General features: G+C 67.9%; 16 protein-coding genes and 2 tRNA genes. 14 read left to right on the forward strand and 4 right to left on the reverse strand.

The features are described from left to right. Positions 1-479: ABC transporter permease (locus KUTG_RS16240; RefSeq protein ID WP_043717802.1), on the forward strand; the 479-nt coding region annotated here is incomplete at its 5' end. Positions 480-484: 5 nt separating this feature from the next. Here KUTG_RS16240 and KUTG_RS16245 read toward each other — a convergent pair. Beyond that, complete coding sequence (locus KUTG_RS16245; protein WP_043729583.1) at positions 485-1,444, reverse strand: hypothetical protein; 960 nt, start codon at positions 1,442-1,444, stop codon at positions 485-487. 482 nt (positions 1,445-1,926) lie between these two features. Here KUTG_RS16245 and KUTG_RS16250 point away from each other — a divergent pair, with 482 nt between their 5' ends. From KUTG_RS16250 to KUTG_RS65685, 3 genes are all read left to right on the forward strand, one after another. Beyond that, positions 1,927-4,128: a helix-turn-helix domain-containing protein gene (locus KUTG_RS16250; protein WP_043717804.1), complete on the forward strand. Its 2,202-nt coding sequence runs from the start codon at positions 1,927-1,929 to the stop codon at positions 4,126-4,128. A 197-nt stretch (positions 4,129-4,325) separates the two neighbouring features. Then, positions 4,326-4,523, forward strand: a complete 198-nt coding sequence (locus KUTG_RS16255) for a hypothetical protein (protein ID WP_043717805.1) — start codon at positions 4,326-4,328, stop codon at positions 4,521-4,523. Continuing rightward, positions 4,511-4,867 carry a hypothetical protein gene (locus KUTG_RS65685; RefSeq protein ID WP_052394688.1) on the forward strand — a complete coding sequence of 119 codons (357 nt, stop codon included), beginning with the start codon at positions 4,511-4,513 and terminating at the stop codon, positions 4,865-4,867. Before KUTG_RS16255 ends, KUTG_RS65685 begins: the two co-directional genes overlap by 13 nt. Positions 4,868-4,968: 101 nt before the next feature. Here the strand turns inward: KUTG_RS65685 and KUTG_RS58500 are convergent. Together KUTG_RS58500 and KUTG_RS56350 are read right to left on the reverse strand one after the other, a co-directional pair. Further along, positions 4,969-5,053, reverse strand: a tRNA-OTHER gene (locus tag KUTG_RS58500). A gap of 393 nt (positions 5,054-5,446) precedes the next feature. Continuing rightward, positions 5,447-6,364 (reverse strand): PLL family lectin, encoded by a 918-nt coding sequence (locus KUTG_RS56350; RefSeq protein ID WP_084581160.1) that lies wholly within the window; start codon positions 6,362-6,364, stop codon positions 5,447-5,449. Between the two features lie 502 nt (positions 6,365-6,866). Here KUTG_RS56350 and KUTG_RS16265 point away from each other — a divergent pair. Then, a complete protein-coding gene (locus tag KUTG_RS16265) occupies positions 6,867-7,214 on the forward strand; it encodes a tyrosine-type recombinase/integrase (RefSeq protein WP_232240819.1) in 348 nt (115 codons plus the stop codon). Between the two features lie 67 nt (positions 7,215-7,281). Here KUTG_RS16265 and KUTG_RS16270 read toward each other — a convergent pair. After that, a tRNA-Ile gene (locus KUTG_RS16270) sits at positions 7,282-7,356 on the reverse strand. Between the two features lie 261 nt (positions 7,357-7,617). Between KUTG_RS16270 and KUTG_RS16275 the strand changes: the two genes are divergently transcribed. The 9 genes from KUTG_RS16275 (at position 7,618) to KUTG_RS16315 (ending at position 17,143) form a co-directional block, all read left to right on the forward strand. Then, positions 7,618-8,394, forward strand: a complete 777-nt coding sequence (locus tag KUTG_RS16275; RefSeq protein ID WP_043717807.1) for an IclR family transcriptional regulator — start codon at positions 7,618-7,620, stop codon at positions 8,392-8,394. Positions 8,395-8,942: 548 nt separating this feature from the next. Beyond that, positions 8,943-9,707, forward strand: coding sequence for a glycosyltransferase family 2 protein (locus tag KUTG_RS16280; RefSeq protein ID WP_043717809.1), 765 nt, complete (start codon positions 8,943-8,945; stop codon positions 9,705-9,707). Beyond that, positions 9,704-11,608: a glycosyltransferase family 2 protein gene (locus KUTG_RS55350; RefSeq protein ID WP_063753529.1), complete on the forward strand. Its 1,905-nt coding sequence runs from the start codon at positions 9,704-9,706 to the stop codon at positions 11,606-11,608. Before KUTG_RS16280 ends, KUTG_RS55350 begins: the two co-directional genes overlap by 4 nt. Next, complete coding sequence (locus tag KUTG_RS16290; protein WP_157494572.1) at positions 11,605-11,925, forward strand: hypothetical protein; 321 nt, start codon at positions 11,605-11,607, stop codon at positions 11,923-11,925. The genes KUTG_RS55350 and KUTG_RS16290 overlap by 4 nt, the downstream gene beginning before the upstream one ends. Next, complete coding sequence (locus tag KUTG_RS16295) at positions 11,922-13,151, forward strand: polysaccharide biosynthesis protein (RefSeq protein WP_052394690.1); 1,230 nt, start codon at positions 11,922-11,924, stop codon at positions 13,149-13,151. The genes KUTG_RS16290 and KUTG_RS16295 overlap by 4 nt, the downstream gene beginning before the upstream one ends. Further along, positions 13,148-14,824, forward strand: a complete 1,677-nt coding sequence (locus KUTG_RS61305; RefSeq protein ID WP_052394692.1) for a hypothetical protein — start codon at positions 13,148-13,150, stop codon at positions 14,822-14,824. The genes KUTG_RS16295 and KUTG_RS61305 overlap by 4 nt, the downstream gene beginning before the upstream one ends. Then, positions 14,821-15,873 (forward strand): polysaccharide pyruvyl transferase family protein, encoded by a 1,053-nt coding sequence (locus KUTG_RS16305; RefSeq protein ID WP_052394696.1) that lies wholly within the window; start codon positions 14,821-14,823, stop codon positions 15,871-15,873. The genes KUTG_RS61305 and KUTG_RS16305 overlap by 4 nt, the downstream gene beginning before the upstream one ends. Then, positions 15,870-16,376, forward strand: coding sequence for an acyltransferase (locus KUTG_RS65690; RefSeq protein WP_043717813.1), 507 nt, complete (start codon positions 15,870-15,872; stop codon positions 16,374-16,376). Before KUTG_RS16305 ends, KUTG_RS65690 begins: the two co-directional genes overlap by 4 nt. Beyond that, positions 16,373-17,143 (forward strand): glycoside hydrolase family 16 protein, encoded by a 771-nt coding sequence (locus tag KUTG_RS16315; protein ID WP_084579379.1) that lies wholly within the window; start codon positions 16,373-16,375, stop codon positions 17,141-17,143. The genes KUTG_RS65690 and KUTG_RS16315 overlap by 4 nt, the downstream gene beginning before the upstream one ends. Positions 17,144-17,145 lie beyond the last annotated feature (2 nt).

A 17,145-nucleotide genomic window follows, 5' to 3' on the forward strand; every position in this document is an offset into this window, starting at 1 on the left:
TGGTGTGCGCGGCGCAGACCGCGCTGCTGGTCGGCTTCGTGACCGCGGTGAAGCCCGGACCGATCTCGGCCGTCCTGCTCGGACGTCCGACGGCGGAGCTGGCGGTCGCGGTCTGGCTCACCGCGCTGGTGTCCTGCCTGCTGAGCCTGCTCGGCTCCGCGCTGGTCCGGTCCACCGAGCAGACGACGCCGGTGCTCGTGGTGACCGTGATGGCGCAGCTCGTGCTGTGCGGCGGGATGATCCCCGTGACCGACCGGATCGTGTTGGCCGAGCTGTCCTGGCTCGCACCGTCGCGCTGGGGCTACTCGGCCGGCGCGTCCACAGTGGACCTTCGCGCCGACGGCCCGACGATCCCGCTGGACCAGCTGTGGACCCATTCCTGGCCCTGGTGGCTGCTGTCCGTGGCAGTGTTGGCGCTGTCCGGCGCGGTGTTCGTGGGGCTGCTCGCGCTCCGGGTGGGCCGGCTGCGCCGCGGCTGAACCGGTCAGCCGAAGTCCCAGCGGATCCCGTAGGCCAGGCCGGGCGTCAGATCCTCGAAGCTCAGGTGCAGCTCACCGGCCTCGTCGAGGGCCAGGCTCTCCCCGGACGGCACCGGGTCGTCCACGTCGCGTTGGAAGGCATCGGACAGCAGCCACACGGCGACCGGCATGTGGTCGTGATCGAAACGGACGTGCAACTGGAAGTTGTCGCACCGTTGTTTGGGCACGCATACGTAGTGCGGCTGCATTTTCTGTCCATCGGGCACCCGGAAACGCAGGCCGTACTCATGCCGGTCGGCCGAGTTCAGCAGATCCGGCATCCGCAGCGAGAAGGCGAACCGGTCGGCCTTCTCCTTCTGTTTGCGCACCAACGTGCCGCCGCTGACCACTTGGATGTCCAGTTCCCGCGCCACCGAGGAGCGGTCGAGCGGCGCGGTGAGCGTGAGTGCCAGATCCAACTCCCGCAGGTTGTCGACACATGAGGTTATTCGACGAAACTCCAGTGATTCCGGCGTAGACCTGTCGAGAGTCAGATAGACCCGCACCTCCTCGTTGTACCAGCGGTACAGGGCGGCCGCCGGCCTGGTCGCCGGGACCGCGTCCACCGACAGCTCCGCGAGTTGCTGGATGCCCTGATCGATCCGGCGGCGCACGGTCCGCTCGTCCCGGTCGATCCGCAGCGCCGCCCAGCGCACCCGCTCCTTGTAGAACTGCTGACGCGCCTCCGGAACGAGGCCGAACGCCGCCAGCACGGCCGTACTGAGGTCGTCGGGCAGCCGTCCGGCCAGTTCGCCCAGCAGATCCGCGATCTTCTTCCTGGCCACCGACGGCGAGTCCGCCGCGGTCACCGAGCACAGTGCACGCACGGCCGGTCCCACCTTGCCGTCGGGCAGTCCCGTCGAGAGACCGCGCCCCTTGCGCAGTGTCTTCAACTCGTCAACGAGATCCCGCACCTGCGTTGCCATCCGGCTGCCTCCGCCCGGTCCGCGCCAGTCGTTCCTACCGCCGTAGTGCATCGGAGCGACCAGCGTTTCCGTTTCCCATTATTTCCGGAAACAGGAAACGCATTGGCATCCCGAATTGACGGATCAATGCTTGTGATGCAACAGAAAACGGGGATCGAGGGGTTCGAGATGAAGGTGCTGTGTTCGGTCTCGACAGTGATTCGGATCGCGTTATGGGTGGCCGGCATCACCATTTCACTCGGCGTCGCCATCGGCTACCAGGTCGGATCGGCACCCCATCAGGCGCCCAGCGACTCCCGCGCGATCAGCGCCGATCATGGGAGGAGGTGCGTGGACAGTGCAGACGCACGTGATCGTCAGCCTGGTGCTGACGGTGCTCGCCGCTTACCTCGGCTGAGCTGAGCCACACCCGGTCGCCGACGAGCTCGTCGCGGGCCGCCGGCGGCGCCACAAGTCCATACTGGTCGGGAAAGGGGGCCACCATGGCCGAGGAAGCGGAGTTCGGCGCAGAGCTCCGGCGCCTGCGCACCGCTGCCGGTGTCTCCCTGTCCCGTCTCTCGGACGCCATTCACTACAGCAAGGGCTACTTGAGCAAGGTGGAGAACGGTGTCGCACAGCCCAACCACACGTTGGCCGTGCTGTGCGACACCGAGCTCACCACCGGAGGGACACTCGTGAAGCTGGTTCCCACCATCCGCCGCAAGCGGGGCCGACCCCGCGCCACCACCCGGACATCGGCTCTCCCGGCGCCGGCCGGGCACTTCACCGGGCGCGCCGAGACACTCGCCGCGCTGTGTGCCTCCGACAGCGCGATCTGCGCGATCGACGGCATGGCCGGCACGGGCAAAACGGCGCTCGCCGTCGCGGTCGCGCACCGCGTCGAGCCGGACTATCCCGATGGCGCCGTCTTCCTCGACCTGCACGGCTACAGCCAGCACACGCAGGCGATGTCCAGCGCCGACGCGTTGGACCGGTTGCTGCGTATGCTCGGCGTGCCCGGTGAGGAGATCCCGCCCGACACCCAGGACCGGGCCGCGCGGTATCGGGCCCAGTTGCTCGGCAAGCGGTTGCTGATCGTGCTGGACAACGTGCGAAGCGCGGAACAGATCCGCCCGTTGCTGCCGGCGGAGGCGTCCTGTCGGGTGATCGTCACCAGCCGCAGCCGGCTGGTCGCCCTCGACGACAGCAGCCACTTCACCTTGGCCGCACTGGACGCCGTCGATGCCGTCCGGCTGTTCCGCACCATGACGGGCCAGGACGACGACAAGCAGATCGCCCGCATCGTCGACCAGTGTGGCCGGCTGCCGCTCGCCGTCCGGATCGCGGCGGCCCGGCTCCGCGGCAATCCACAGTGGACGCTTGCGGAACTCGACCGTCGACTGAGCGACGAATCGGCCCGGCTCGGCGAGTTGGACGACGGCGAACGCAGCGTCGCCGCCGCACTGCACCTGTCCTACCGCGACCTGCCGGATGACCAGCGGCGCATGTTCGGGTTGCTCGGTGTGTGCCCCGGCCACGACGTCGACGCCGCGTCCGCGGCCGCGCTCCTCGACATTCGACCGCATCGGGCGCGCATGCTGCTCGATCGGCTACATGACGCCCACCTGGTGACGCAGAAGGTGATGGACCGCTACGAGATGCACGACCTGGTACGGGCGTTCGCGTCCGACACCGCGTCCACCGAGATCTCCTCCGACGCCCGGCGATCCGCGTTGCTCCGACTGGTCGACCACACGCTGCATGCCCTCGCCCAGGCCGACGAAGCGATCAGCCCCGGCCGATACCGGCCGGCCCTCAGCTACGAGCACCTACCCCCGTCGACCCGGGAGATACCCGATCGCGAGGCAGCGCTGGCCTGGATCGCCGCCGAGGGCGCCAACCTCGTCGAGTTGTGCGAGCTCGCCCAGGCCAACGGCCTGCACGACAAGGCATGGCAACTCGCTTTCCTGCAGCGGGAGTACTTCTTCACCACCAAGGAGTGCGACGCGTGGGTGCGGTCGCACCTGTGCGCCGTCCGGGCCGCCCAGGCCGTCGGGAACGGCTGGGCCGAGGGCGTCACCCGGAACAACCTGGGCATGGCCTACTTGCACCGCGGAGAGCTGGTCAGGGCCGTCGAGCAGTATCGCGACGCCCGGGCCGCCTTCGAGGCCATGGGCGACGAACGGGGCGTCACCGATGCCGTGGCCAACCTGGCTTGGTTGAGCCACTATCGCGGTGACAACGCGACCGCCATCACCCAGCTCCGCTCGGCGCTGGAGTTTTACGAGCGCACCGGCGCGCAGCGCAGCGCCGGCATCACGCTGCGTGGGATGACCCTCGCCCACACCGAACTCGGCGAGTTCGACGACGCCACGCGCGTCGGCCGGGCCGCGCTGGCCGTGTTCACCGAGCTCGACTACGGCGCCGACATCGCCATGACGCTGAACTGCCTGGGTTGGAACGATTTCCGCGCCGGCGACCACGAATCCGCTCGTCGGCACTACCAGGACGCGCTCGACCAGGCCGCGCGGTGCGAGAGTCGGCATGAACAGGCCCGGGCCGAGACCGGGCTCGGCAATCTGGCGGCCGCGGCCGACGACGTCGAGCAGGCCACCCTTCGGTGGCGTCGGGCCGAGGAACTCCACCCCGACCTGCCCGCCATCGTCGTGGGCGAGAGCCGCGTGCGACTGTCCTACGTACGTTGAATTCTGGTCATTTCCAGGACAGCTTGCCGCGCCTACCGGCGACCCATCGCACCGTTTCCGCTGCTCAGCACCCCATGCCGGCCCCGGGCGCCCGCTGCCCCTTTTCTGTCCACGCTAACAACTCTCCCATTCGCCCGATGTCCGCGGTGACTGACAACGGGGATTCCGCCACCCCGTTGTCGAGAGAGGAATCGACCATGAACCAGGACAACGGAACCCAGAACAAGCCCACCCGCAAGCGCTCGCTCGCATGGATTTACTACAGCGTCATCGCCGTGGTCGCGACCTGTTTTGGATTCGCCACCGACATTCGCGCCCTACTGCTCGCCGTCATCGCCGCCGCCTATGCCGTCTACCTCTACCGTGGCGGCCGCTTCGTGCTGTGGATCTGGTGATCGCCGTGCGCCTCCTGCTGCCCCTCGCCGCCCTGATCGCCGTGCTCACCGCCGCCTGCTCCCTGGCTCCCACCAACAAGGACCAGGTCTGCGCCAGCTACCAGTCACTGCTCAGCCAGATCAATGTCGGCAACCTCGGCTTCGGCAATCCCCTCTTCACCGACGCCGGCGACCTCTCCCGCGTCGCCGACCGCTACACAGGCGGCGGCCTCTCCGCCGACGCCGCCGCCCTCGACAAAATCTCCGGCTCCGACTCCACTTCCATTTACGAGCTGGCCAAGGCCACCACGCACATAGCCACCCTGTGCAAGAAGTCCATCGCGACGTCCTTCTTCACCGGCTGACCCCGTACTCGGGATCATCGAGCGGCGGCCCCGGCCGCCGCTCCCGGTCGTTCGGCCGATTCCCGCTGCCCATTCCGTCGCGGGCCGCCCCGGATCGGACTTGGTAGGGCGGGTGGGGCTCGAACCCACGACCTGACAGGTTCCGGGTCTGGCTTGCCGTTGTCTCCCAATACCTTCCACCACCCCCGTAACCCGCATGGTTCACAAACGAGAATGTCCACTGCGAACGGTCGCCAGTGGTCGTTTGCCATCATTTGATGGGGGAAAGTATGGAGATGATCACGCAAGCACGCCCGCAGATCAACCCGCCCGTACCAACGAAACCTCAATACGCCAATCCCGGAGATACAGCCTCAGCATACTCCGCGAATTGACAATTACCCGACAAAACGAAGCGCGCATGCGAAGGGTCGCGCGAGGCGCACTTCGGCCGACCAGATTCAGGCCGCCAAATTGTTCGAACCCTCGGTCAATGACACATCGGGACGCGCCCGAACGTGTCTACACGGACACGTTCGGGCGTGATTATCCATCGAGGTGATAACACATCTAAAGGCTCAAATACCGCGCCTCGCCGGTTCAGCTCCACCACTTGTGATAGAGGTGGTTGTCCGTCCCTCGGGCGAAAGTGTCGATCCTGTTCCGACCCCACGACACGGCTGCCGGGTTATCGATGATCACTCCGTCAAGATCCTCCCAGTTCGACCACGAGGACCCGTTCCACCACTTGTGATACATGTGATTGTCAGTGCCGGTACCGAAGACGTCGAGCCGATTGTCAGCCCACGAAGAGACCGCTGGTCCCGCAACAAGGACTCCGCCAAGATCCTCCCAGCCCGACCAGGAAGACCCGTTCCACCACTTGTGATAGAGGTGGTTGTCCGTCCCTCGGGCGAAAGTGTCGATCCTGTTCCGACCCCACGACACGGCTGCCGGGTTGCCGATGATCACTCCGCCAAGATCCTCCCAGTTCGACCACGAGGACCCGTTCCACCACTTGTGATACATGTGATTGTCAGTGCCGGTACCGAAGACGTCGAGCCGATTATTGGCCCACGAAGAGACCACTGGTCCCGCAACAAGGACTCCGCCAAGATCCTCCCAGCCCGACCAGGAAGACCCGTTCCACCACTTGTGATAGAGGTGGTTGTCCGTCCCTCGGGCGAAAGTGTCGATCCTGTTCCGACCCCACGACACGGCTGCCGGGTTGCCGATGATCACTCCGCCAAGATCCTCCCAGTTCGACCAGGAAGACCCGTTCCACCACTTGTGATACATGTGATTGTCAGTGCCGGTACCGAAGACGTCGAGCCGATTATTGGCCCACGAAGAGACCGCTGGTCCCGCAACGAGGACTCCGCCGAGATCCTCCCAGTCCGACCACGAGGAATTCGCTGCTGCTTGCGATTTGTCAGCAAAAGCCGCTGGTGCCGTTGTGAACGTGAGTCCGACCAGCAGTAGGATGCTTGTTAGAATCCTCAAAGAGCGATAGCGCATGATCACTCCCTTCTGTGCCCTTGGCGCCCATTGGTGACATTTGGGACGCAGGCACGCCCAACGATGCTGACACGGCGCGGTCATTGCCAAAAGGGGGCCACTCGCGATGCCATAGTCCCGACAAGGCCATTTGTGCTGGCCAGCGACTTTCTGGCAGCGTGAGTTGCCGACTGGCCCCACATGTGGCTGTGCGAGCCTCGACCACATGACACACTGTCGGACTCGCGTAGTTGATCACGCCAAGGGAGGGGCCTCGCGCCATCCCGTCGACCTGACAACGCCCCGATCACGCGTGTCAAGGGGGCGCTTCGCGGATACCGACGGCGGGCGCTAGGACTGCCCCCTTGACACGCGTGATGGCCCTGGGGAGGTCGACCTCGGCAAGGGCACGGCCAGTTGGGCGGGCAGCCTGATCCGGGTGAAGGGGCAAGGTCAGCTGATCAACGACGGCAAGACGGACGTGTCCAAGCGTGCGCTGCCGCTGTCCGGCTGACTGGTCGCAATGCTCAAGGAACGGCGTGTGGTCCTGGCGGAGCGTTTCGACGTACCTGTCGACGAGTTGACCGGCCCTGTGTTTCCGAACACGCTCGGCGGCCTTCGGGACAAGCACAACACGCTTGCTCGGTGGCGGGATTTCCGGGCACGTGCCGGATATCCGTGGGTCACCTTCCGGACCTTCCGGCGGTCGGTGGCGACCATTCTCGATGACGCCGGACTCACCGCCCGACAGATAGCTGACCAGCTCGGACACGCCAAGGTGTCGACCACTCAGGACGTCTACATGGGGCGCCGGGTGACCAGCCGCCGGGCCGCCGACGCGCTGGAGGTGATTAAGAGGTCGGAGCCATAAAGTGTGGGTTTTGTATGGCCCTGATCTTGAGACGCCTGGTCGGCAACACGCTGACCAGGCGTTTCTGTAGGGCGGGTGGGGCTCGAACCCACGACCTGACAGATTATGAGTCTGCTGCTCTAACCAGCTGAGCTACCGCCCCAGGGCGCCGGTGGGACGGCGCGTGGAGGGGAGACTACCGGCGGGCGGCGGACCAGCAGCGGGCGGTCCCCCGGTCGGGGCCGGCGGGGGCCGGGGATCGGGGCGGGTGTCCGCACGTCGCCCGGCCTCTTGCCGGCATGTGAAAAGTTCCGCCTTGACCCACCTGGTTGCTGCTTCAATGATCATCGCGTCAGCGGTAGCTCGACACCAAGCCGCCGCTGGCTCTGCCGGTGGGCGGGACACCCTTGCAACCGGAGGACCAATGCCCGACGCCCAGCCGAAACCGCCGAGCGGGCTGATCGGTTCGGTGCAACGAGCGCTCAGGGTGCTGGAGACGGTTGCGGACGGCGGCGACGGGATCACGGCCAAGGCGGTGGCCCGGCGGACGGGGTTCAAGCTCTCGACGACGTATCACCTGCTGAACACGCTGGTCCACGAGGGCTATCTGGTGCGACTGGCCAACGCCAGGGGGTTCGGCCTCGGCTACAAGCTGCCGGAGCTGCACGACAGCCTGAAGGAGCAGCTGTCGGTGACGCCGGAAGTGGCCTACACGCTGCGGGACCTGCACCATCGGGCCAAGGCGGCGATGTACTACGCGGTGGTACGGGACGACGAGCTGGTGGTGGCGGAGGTGGCGGACTCGCCGGAGCACCGCAAGGCGCAGCCGCTGGATCTGGGGTTCGACCGGTCGGCGCACGCCACCTCGTTCGGCAAGGTGCTGCTGGCGGCGATGTCCCCGACGGCCCGACGGCACTACCTGGCGGGAGCGGGGCTGGCCCGGCTGACGAACCGCACGATCACCCGGCTGGAAGATCTGGACCGCGAGCTGGCGCTGATCCGCAAGACGGGCATCGCGGCGGAGATCGAGGAGTTCCAACCGGGGCTGGCCTGCCTGGCGACGCCGGTCAAGGACAAGGACGGCCGGACGACGGCGGCGGTGGCGCTGTCGGTGCCGGTGAAGGACTTCGCCAAGCGGCGGCGGCAGCTGGAGACGCTCATCCGGAACGGCGGCGAGGAACTGTCCAGGCTGCACTTCTGAAACCGGTTCCGGGACCCTACCAACGGGGGTGTCCCCGGCCTGGTATATCTGATAACGGCAGGTCAGCGCGGTCCATATTCATTCGGGCATTGCGTTGACAAGCTCCGATACCTGAGTGACGATGGGCCGGTCAGCGTAAACGCCTTCACTGAATTCGACACGCAACGGACTGCTGATGCACCAAGGCCCTCGCCTCCCGTTCTCCTTCCCCCACGCCACCGGCGCCTGCACCACGTGCGCCGCCGCCGTGCGGATGCCCCTGCGGAGAAGATAAGGAGGGCGTCCGCGCGCGGACGGGCCTTTCACCTGGGATGATGCCGCCCGGCTCGACGAGCCGGGGGCGACTTTCGCTTACGCCCACACCGGCCCGCATCTCCGCGGGTGACCCGGTGATGCCCGTTTACCTGCATTCCTGACCTGTACGGAAAGGAATTCACCGTTGGCCACTCCGTGCCGTCGAAGACCGACGCATAGCTGCCGTCACCCGAAACCCGCTGATTCTCCGGTGCGCCGCCGGGCACCGCCCTGACCACAGCTGAGGGTTCCCCATGCCAGTTGTCCAACCCCGCGTTTCCATCGTCATTCCGGTGCGCAACGAGGCGCGCAATCTCGAGGTCGTGCTCCCCCGCCTGCCGGCCGCGCACCAGGTGGTGCTGGTGGACGGCCACTCGGTCGACGGCTCGGTCGAGGTGGCCCGCCGCTGCCTGCCGGGCATCGAAACCGTCGACCAGACCCGCATGGGCAAGGGCAACGCCCTGGCCTGCGGTTTTGCCCGCGTCACCGGCGATATCGTGATCATGTTCGACGCCGACGGCTCGGCCGATCCGGGCGAGATACCCCGCTTCGTCGCGGCGCTGACCGACGGCGCGGACTTCGCCAAGGGCAGCCGCTTCCGACCCGGCGGCGGCAGCGAGGACATCACCGCCTTACGCCGTGCCGGCAACGCCGCCCTGAACATGGTGACCAACCGCCTGATGCGGACCCGCTTCACCGATCTCTGCTACGGCTACAACGCCTTCTGGACCCGCATCCTGCCGGTGCTCGACCTGCCGGCGGTGGATCGGCCGGATCGGCAGTGGGGCGACGGCTTCGAGGTGGAGACGCTGATCAACTGCCGGATCGCGGCGGCCGGCCTGCGCATCGCGGAGGTGCCGAGCTTCGAGCGCGACCGGATCCACGGGGAGTCCAATCTGGACACCTTCAGGGACGGGATGCGTGTGCTGCGCACGATCCTGGCCGAGCACCGACGGAGCAAGCGAACCACGCCGGCCGCCATGCGCGCTCGCGCCGAGCTGGAGGCGGTGACCGAATGACGACGGCATCCGTGGTGATCTGCTGCTACACCGAGCGCCGCTGGGACGACATCGTCGACGCGGTGAAGTCGCTGACCGAGCAAACCGTGGCGCCGCAGGAGTTGCTGCTGGTCGTGGACCATAACGAGAGCCTGCTGCGACGAGCGGCGACGGCTTTCGATGCGGTCACAGTGCTGCACAACAACCGAAGTCGGGGCTTGTCGGGGGCTCGGAACACGGGTGTTGAAGCGGCGCGGAGCGACGTGGTGGCGTTCCTGGACGACGACGCCCGGGCAGATCCTCAGTGGCTGCAACGAATGCTGGAGCCCTACGCGGATCCAGAAGTGGCGGTGGTCGGCGGCAAGGCGTATCCGGTGTGGCCGCAGGGCGAGGCGCCGACGATGCTGCCGCCGGAGCTGGGCTGGGTGGTGGGCTGCTCGTTCACCGGCCAGCCGACGGAGCTGTCCGAGGTGCGCAACGTGATGGGCTGCTCGATGTCCTTCCGCCGCAACCTGATCCGGGAACTGGGCGGCTTCGCGGAGTGGATCGGCCGGATCGGGTCGACGCCGCTGGGCTGTGAGGAGACGGAGCTCTGCATCCGCCTGCGGCAACGGTTCCCATCCACGAAGATCCTGCTGGATCCCGAGGCCACGGTCCGGCACCGGGTCACCGAGGACCGCACGACCTGGCGCTACCTGGCCCGACGGAGCTGGGCCGAGGGGCTGTCCAAGGCGGCGATCTCGAAGCTGGTCGGGGCGCAGGGCGCGCTGTCCACCGAGCAGTCGTACGTCCGCGTGACGATCCCCCGGGCGCTGGTCCGGGAACTGGGCCGTCCGGCCTTCGGGGCGCTGCTGCTGGCCCCGATCGCCGCCGCCGCCGGTTACGCCAAGGGCAAGATGTCCAAGCCCACCAGGGAAATGCCGGTAACCGCCCCGACCAAGCCGCGCCGCACGGCCGATGCGCCACCGGAGCCGGCAAAGTGGCCGTCAGCGAGCGTGATCATCGCGACGGCCGGGAGGGTCGAGCACGCCGAACGGTGCGTGCGGAGCGTCCTCGCCACCGGGTACCCGGACCTGGAGATCATCCTGGTCGACAACCACGCCGGCGACGCCAGCCCGGACCTGGCCCGGATGGCGACTTTGGACGACCGCGTCCGGTACCTGCGGGAGCCGGTGCCGGGGGCGAGCCGGGCCCGCAATGCCGGCGCGGCGGCGGCCGACGGCGAGATCCTGGCGTTCACCGACGACGACGCGGTGGTCGACGAGCGTTGGCTGGCCGAGGCAATCGCCGAGATCGAGGCCGGCGGGGCCGACTGCGTCACCGGCCTGGTCCTGCCGAAGTCCTTGGACACCAAGCCTCAGCAGTGGTTCGAGGCGTTCGGCGGCTTCGGCAAGGGCTTCGAGCGCCGGCAGTTCGGCCCGGACGTGCCACCGCCGGACGCCCTCTACCCGCTCTCCCCCGGCGCTTACGGCTCGGGCAACAACATGGTGTGGCGGAGGGGTTCCTACCAGCGGCTGAACGGCTTCGACGAACGGCTCGGCCCCGGCCGGGCCACCCGAGCCGGCGAGGACCTCGACCTGTACCTTCGGCTGATCACCACCGGTGGTCGCCTCCACTACACGCCGAATGCCTTGGTGTGGCACGAACATCGGGAGACACTGTCCGAACTGAGGAAGCAACTGCGCGGCTACGGCACCGGCCTGGCGGCGACGTTCCTGCTGCACGCCATGAGGCCCGGTGGCGCCAAACAGATCGCCGCCCGGCTCCGAATAGGCCTGAGGCTGCTGCTCGCCTCGGACTCCAGCAAGAACTCCCGGCGCGGACCGGACTTCCCGCGCCGGCTGGTGTTCGACGAGCTCTTCGGCCTGGTCCTCGGTCCGTGGCGTCTGTCCACGGAGATGATCCGACGGTGGCGTCCATGAACCGCATCCAGGCCTTGGCGCTGCTACTGATCACCGCGACAACGGCGGCCCTCGCAATATCTAATGTGGACAGTGAAGCACGCGTCGTGGTCACGGTCGGGTTCTTCCTGCTGGTACCCGGCGCAGCGGCAGTTGCATTGGCCAAGCCCGCGTGGTCATCGGTGACGTGGGCGATGGCCCTCGGCGTCAGCGTCGCGGCGGATGTGCTGATAGCGCAGGCAATGCTGTTGCTGGGCTGGCATCCGCTGTGGGCCTTCGGCGCGCTGCTGGCCGTCACCGCCGGCCTGCTGGCCGTGCAGGTGGTGAGGCCGGCATGACCGCCACAGCAACCCCGACCGGGCGCGCGGCCCTGAACGACGGGGCGGCGCTCTCCACCAGCGCGGTGATCACGGGCGTGGTGGGCCTGTTCTGCTGGCTGGTGGCGGCGGCGACGCTGCCGCAGGCGGCGGTCGGGGCGTCCTCGGCGTTCGTGTCGGGCTTCATGCTGGTCGCCGGCATCGCGCAACTGAACCTCGGACTGGGCGCCCTCCGCTGGCTGCCGCAGGCCGGCTGTCAGACCGGCTGGATCGTGCTGCGGGCATACCTGTTGGTGGCCAGCGTTGCAGCCATGGGGGCAGTTGTGTTCCTGCTGATGCCGGCGGACGCGGTCGTCCTGCACGTCGGCGGCCCGGCGCTGTTCGTGGTGGCCTCGGTGTGCTGGGCGCTTTTTCAGTTGCAGGACTACATGTTGGCGGCATTGGGCAAGGCGTGGTGGGTGCCGATGTTCAACGGCACCTTCGGCATCGTCCGCGTGGCGGCGCTGCCCGCGCTCGGCATCGCGCTGGGTGCCCTCGGTGTCCTCGTGTCGTGGATTGCCCCGACCGCGGTGATGATGATCGTCGCGATCGTGGCGATCACGCGCCTGTCCGCAAGGCGCACCGGGCCGTCAACATTGCCAGCCCCGCAACAGGTTCTGTCCTACCTCGGCCCCACGTACCTGGCCACGCTGGGCACGACGCTGCTGTGCAACTCGGTGCCGCTGCTGGTAGTCGGCATGCACGGCACGGCCGTCGGCGCCACGTTCTTCGTGATCTGGACGGGTGTGAACGCGGTGGACTACGCGATCAACGGCTTCGTGAACTCGTTGGTGCTACGGGGATCGCGACGACCGGAAGAACTGCCGGCAGCGCTGCGGACGGTCGCGGTCAAGTTGTTGCCGATCGTTGCCGGCGGCGCGATCGTCGGCGCGGTGCTGGCTCCGTATCTGCTCGGCATGTTCGGTCACGCCTACGCGGCGCAGGGCACTCAGGCGCTGCGATTGTTGTTGGTGGGCATGATGGTTCGCACGGTCGTCGCGCTGGCGGTGGGCGTGCGGCTGGCGTCCGGCCGTGGTCTCGCGGCGGCGATCGTTCAGGCGTCGACCACGGTGCTGGTGCTCTCGGCGGTGCTGCTGGCCCCCGATGAGATGGGTCTCACCGGGCCGGCCATTGGCTTCCTCGTGGCGCAGATCGTGGTCGCGGCGGCCGTCGGCCCCGGCCTGTTCCGCATGGTGGTGAACAAGTGATCACCTTGCCTGCACGGGAAAAGACGAGGCAGGACTGGATTGCGCCGGCGGTGTGCGTGCTCGCCGCCGTGATCTGGGCGATCGCCGTGCGCCCGGTCGACCCGGGCACGCTGGGGTCGCTCGGGCTGGCGGCGTCGATATCCCCGGCGGTGCTGGTCGGCGTCGCGTTGCTGTCGGTCGGATTCGTGTTGGAACTCCGGTCGGACAACCCCCGCACCTGGGTGCTGGCCGGGGCCTGTCTGCTGGCCGTGACCTGCGCGTACGGCCTGCCGCCGCTGACCGAACCGGCGGCACGCCTGCCCGTGGCCTGGCTGCACGCAGGGTGGAGCGGATACATCGCCCAGCACGGGCAGGTTCTGCACGAATTCGACGCCAGGTTCAGCTGGCCGGCCTTCTTCGCCTTCATCGCCTGGCTGACCAGGGCCACCGGGGCGCAGGACGCCACGGTGTTCCTGGCCTGGGCGCCACCGGTGTTCACCGGCCTGGCGGCGATCGGCGTGCACGCGCTGGCATCGACCGTGCTGGGCCGGGGCCGCGGGGCATGGCTGGCGGTCTGGCTGTTCCTGGCCGTGAACTGGGTGGAGCAGGACTACTTCTCGCCGCAGGGCCTGGCCTACCTGATGTATCTGGCGGCGCTGACGATCGTGCTGCGCTGGCTGTGCCATGAGGGGCTGACCAAGGCCGGCGTCACCGGCGCCAACCGAACGCGGCTGGCCCTGGCGGTGTTCGTGGCGCTCGTCTGCGCGATGGCCCCGGAGCATCAGGTGACGCCGTTCGCCTTCGCCGGCCTGATGATCGTCCTTGCGCTGACCCGCGTGCTCAGGTCGCCATGGCTGGCGGTGATCGCGGTGGCGATCCCGCTGATATGGCTGGCGTTAGGAGCCAAGGAGTACTGGCTCGGCCACTGGAACGACCTGTTCGGCGGCGTCGGCGATCTGTCCGGCTCCGTGCAGCAGAACGTGAGCCAGCGATTCTCCGGCGACGCCGGACGGATCGTGATTCTGATCGTCCGATGTGCACTGTCCATGACGGTCGTCGGCCTGGCGGCGCTGGGCTGGTGGCGGCTGCCGAAGAGGCGGCCGATCGTGCTTGCGGTCCTGGCTGTGCTGCCGTTCGTGTTGGTGGGGCTGCAGTCGTACGGCGGCGAGATGTTGTTGCGCAGCTTCCTGTACGCGCTGCCGCTGCTGTGCACTCTCGGCGGCGCCGCCCTGGCGACCACGCTGGACTGCCTGTCGACGGCGCTGATCACCGCCATTGGGCTGGGAATCGCCGCCGTCGGGCTGGTGACGGCCAGAGGCGGCAACGACGCCTACGTCGCGTTCCGCGCCGATGACGTCAAGGTCGTCCAGGAGGCATACAAGGAGGCGTTGCCGGGCCAGCACATCACCGCGCTGGCCGGGTACCTGCCGATGCAGTGGGCACGGGTCGGCGAGGTGAAACAGCTGTCGCTGGAGCTCAAATGCCCGCCCGGCCCGGCCGAGGCGGCGTGCGTGCGCCAGCTCGGCCCGGAGTTCATCGTCGTCAACCCCGCGCAGGACGCCTACGGCTACATGCTGCTCGGGCTGCGGCCGGGCTGGACCCGCGAGGCCGTCACCGGCCTGGAGTCCCACGGCTACAAGGAAAAGCTGCGGATCTGCGACACCGTCCTGCTCGAACTCGGAGGCAACCGATGACCACAGCCGTCTATGTCGGCTGGACCGGCCGCGGCAACCTCGGCGACGACGCGATCGCCGATGCGCTGCTGCATCACATTCCCGGCGTCGCCCCGTGGCATGTGCCGACGGATCCCACGGCGTTCGCCGGCCGACTGCTGGCCGGCGCGGGTGTCGGCGCGCGGCGGCGAACCGTCCTGCTGGGCGGCGGAACCGTGGTCGGGCGGCGGAACTGGCGGATGCTGCTGGCCGCGACCGGCGCCCTGCTGGCCCGGCGCCGGCCATGGCACCTGATCGGCGTCGGCGTCGAGGACCCAGCCTTCCAGGGCCGAAACTCCTTCTCCGACAAGGACGAGTTACGCCGTTGGGTCGACGTGTGCGGCTGGTTCGACCGGATCACCGTGCGGGGCCCGCGATCTCGGGAACTGCTGGCCTCGGTCGGCGTCGATGCCGAGATCGTCGGCGATCCGGCGCTGCTGCACACCCCGATCGCCGCGGTGGAGCCGAAGGAGCGACTGCTCGGGCTGAACCTGGGCTACGGCGACGACCTCTGGGGGCACGATCACGACCGCGTCCTCGACGAAACGGCCGCCCTGGTACGGCAGCTGGCCAAGGAGAACTGGTCGACGCGGCTGCTGGTCGTCAACCTGAAGGACCTGTCGTTCGCCACGGAGTGCGCCCGGCGGGCCAGGGTCGACGCCGAGATCCGCATCGCCACCACGGTCTCCGACTACATGACGGCCGTGGCCGACTGCACGGTGCTCGTGGCGGAACGGTTGCACGCACTGGTACTCGGTGCGGCAGCCGCGGTTCCACTGGTCGGCTTGGAGTATCAGCCGAAGTGCGGCGACTTCCTGTCCTCGATCAACAGCGCCGAGCGGTCACTGCGCACCGACGCCGTCACCACCGGCGCCTTGATCGAGCATGTCCGCGAAATCGCCGACCATCGCGACATGGAATCGGCAACCCTGGCCACACACGTTGAGGTATTGAGGGAATCGCTACTGGAGGAAGTCGCCTGGATCCGCAACCGGCTGTCGGCCGACCTCGTCGTCGGGAGCGCACCATGATCCGGGAACAACTCCGCTTGGAGATCGGGTTCCTGACCAAACGGGCGCTGGTCAACGCGTTCGCCGGCAACACGCTGGTGCCGCGGCCGCTGCGCTGGGCCATCTACCGCCTGTGCGGGGCGCGGATCGACACGATGAACGTGTTCCCGGGGCTGCAACTCGCTGGCCCACCGTCGAATCTGACTGTGGGCCATGGCACCTTCCTCAACGTGGGCTGCTTCCTCGAACTGGTCGGCCCGATCCGCATCGGCCGGGACTGCCAGCTCGGCATGCAGGTGATGGTGGCGACCTCGCACCACAGGTCCACTGTGGATCGTAAGCCCGCAGGCCGCCCGGTGATTATCGGGGACCGGGCCTGGATCGGGGCCAGGGCGACGATCCTGCCCGGGGTGACCGTCGGTGACGACGTCGTCATCGCGGCCGGGGCCGTGGTGGCCAAGGACTGTGTGAAGCCCGGCACCTACGCGGGAGTCCCGGCCCGGTGTGTCAAGGAGGCAGCATGAGGGCCGCACTGTTGGCCACGATGGCCGCCGTCCTCGCGGCCACCACGTGCACCGGACCGCAGCAGGCGGTGTCGGCGGCTCCGGCCGGCCGCCACCTGATCGCGGACGAGGAGTTCGACGGGACCTCGCTGGACCTGAACCGCTGGAACCCGTACAACAGCAAGTCCACCAACGGGATCTCGACCTGGTCGGCCTCGCAGCTGAAGGTGGCCGGAGGCGAGCTCCAGATCATCGGCCAGGGCAAGGATCCGACCGGCAAGGCCAACCGGTCCGGGGCGCTGTGCTGGTGCAAGGGCGACGGCAACCGCGCCTACGGGCTGTTCGGGATCCGGGCGAAACTGGATCCCGGCAAGGGTTACGCGCCGGCGTTCCTGCTGTGGCCGGAGTCCAACGTGTGGCCGCGGGACGGCGAGACCGACATCATCGAGACGGTGCATCCGCAGCGGGCGTGGGATCTGGCGTCGATCCACTGGGGCGATCCGCCCAACGGGGACCGGGAGAGCGGCAAGGTCTTCGGCGACTTCGCCGGCTGGCACGTGTACTGGGTGGACTGGCGGCCCGACTACGTCAAGATCTACGTGGACCGCACGATCGTCTATGACTCCACCAAGAGCACGAAGAAGGCGGTGATCCCGAACAAGCCGATGCACATGGTGATGCAGCAGGAACCCGGCCCGTACGCGCCCAAGGTGTGGCTGCCGGCGCCCGATCAGTCCACACCGGACAAGGTGGTCGTGCACGTCGACTGGGTGCGGATGTACGACTGAGG

The organism is Kutzneria sp. 744, from assembly GCF_000568255.1.
Taxonomy (GTDB): Bacteria; Actinomycetota; Actinomycetes; order Mycobacteriales; family Pseudonocardiaceae; genus Kutzneria.

Bases quoted from the DNA above. Each gene is read 5' to 3' on its own strand.
- KUTG_RS16295 (WP_052394690.1), top strand. From the start codon at position 11,922: ATGACCGCCACAGCAACCCCGACCGGGCGCGCGGCCCTGAACGACGGG.
- KUTG_RS55350 (WP_063753529.1), top strand. From the start codon at position 9,704: ATGACGACGGCATCCGTGGTGATCTGCTGCTACACCGAGCGCCGCTGG.
- KUTG_RS16255 (WP_043717805.1), top strand. From the start codon at position 4,326: ATGAACCAGGACAACGGAACCCAGAACAAGCCCACCCGCAAGCGCTCG.
- KUTG_RS16250 (WP_043717804.1), top strand. From the start codon at position 1,927: ATGGCCGAGGAAGCGGAGTTCGGCGCAGAGCTCCGGCGCCTGCGCACC.
- KUTG_RS16275 (WP_043717807.1), top strand. From the start codon at position 7,618: ATGCCCGACGCCCAGCCGAAACCGCCGAGCGGGCTGATCGGTTCGGTG.
- KUTG_RS16315 (WP_084579379.1), top strand. From the start codon at position 16,373: ATGAGGGCCGCACTGTTGGCCACGATGGCCGCCGTCCTCGCGGCCACC.
- KUTG_RS16290 (WP_157494572.1), top strand. From the start codon at position 11,605: ATGAACCGCATCCAGGCCTTGGCGCTGCTACTGATCACCGCGACAACG.
- KUTG_RS16245 (WP_043729583.1), bottom strand. From the start codon at position 1,444: ATGGCAACGCAGGTGCGGGATCTCGTTGACGAGTTGAAGACACTGCGC.
- KUTG_RS56350 (WP_084581160.1), bottom strand. From the start codon at position 6,364: ATGCGCTATCGCTCTTTGAGGATTCTAACAAGCATCCTACTGCTGGTC.
- KUTG_RS65690 (WP_043717813.1), top strand. From the start codon at position 15,870: ATGATCCGGGAACAACTCCGCTTGGAGATCGGGTTCCTGACCAAACGG.
- KUTG_RS16265 (WP_232240819.1), top strand. From the start codon at position 6,867: ATGCTCAAGGAACGGCGTGTGGTCCTGGCGGAGCGTTTCGACGTACCT.
- KUTG_RS16305 (WP_052394696.1), top strand. From the start codon at position 14,821: ATGACCACAGCCGTCTATGTCGGCTGGACCGGCCGCGGCAACCTCGGC.
- KUTG_RS16280 (WP_043717809.1), top strand. From the start codon at position 8,943: ATGCCAGTTGTCCAACCCCGCGTTTCCATCGTCATTCCGGTGCGCAAC.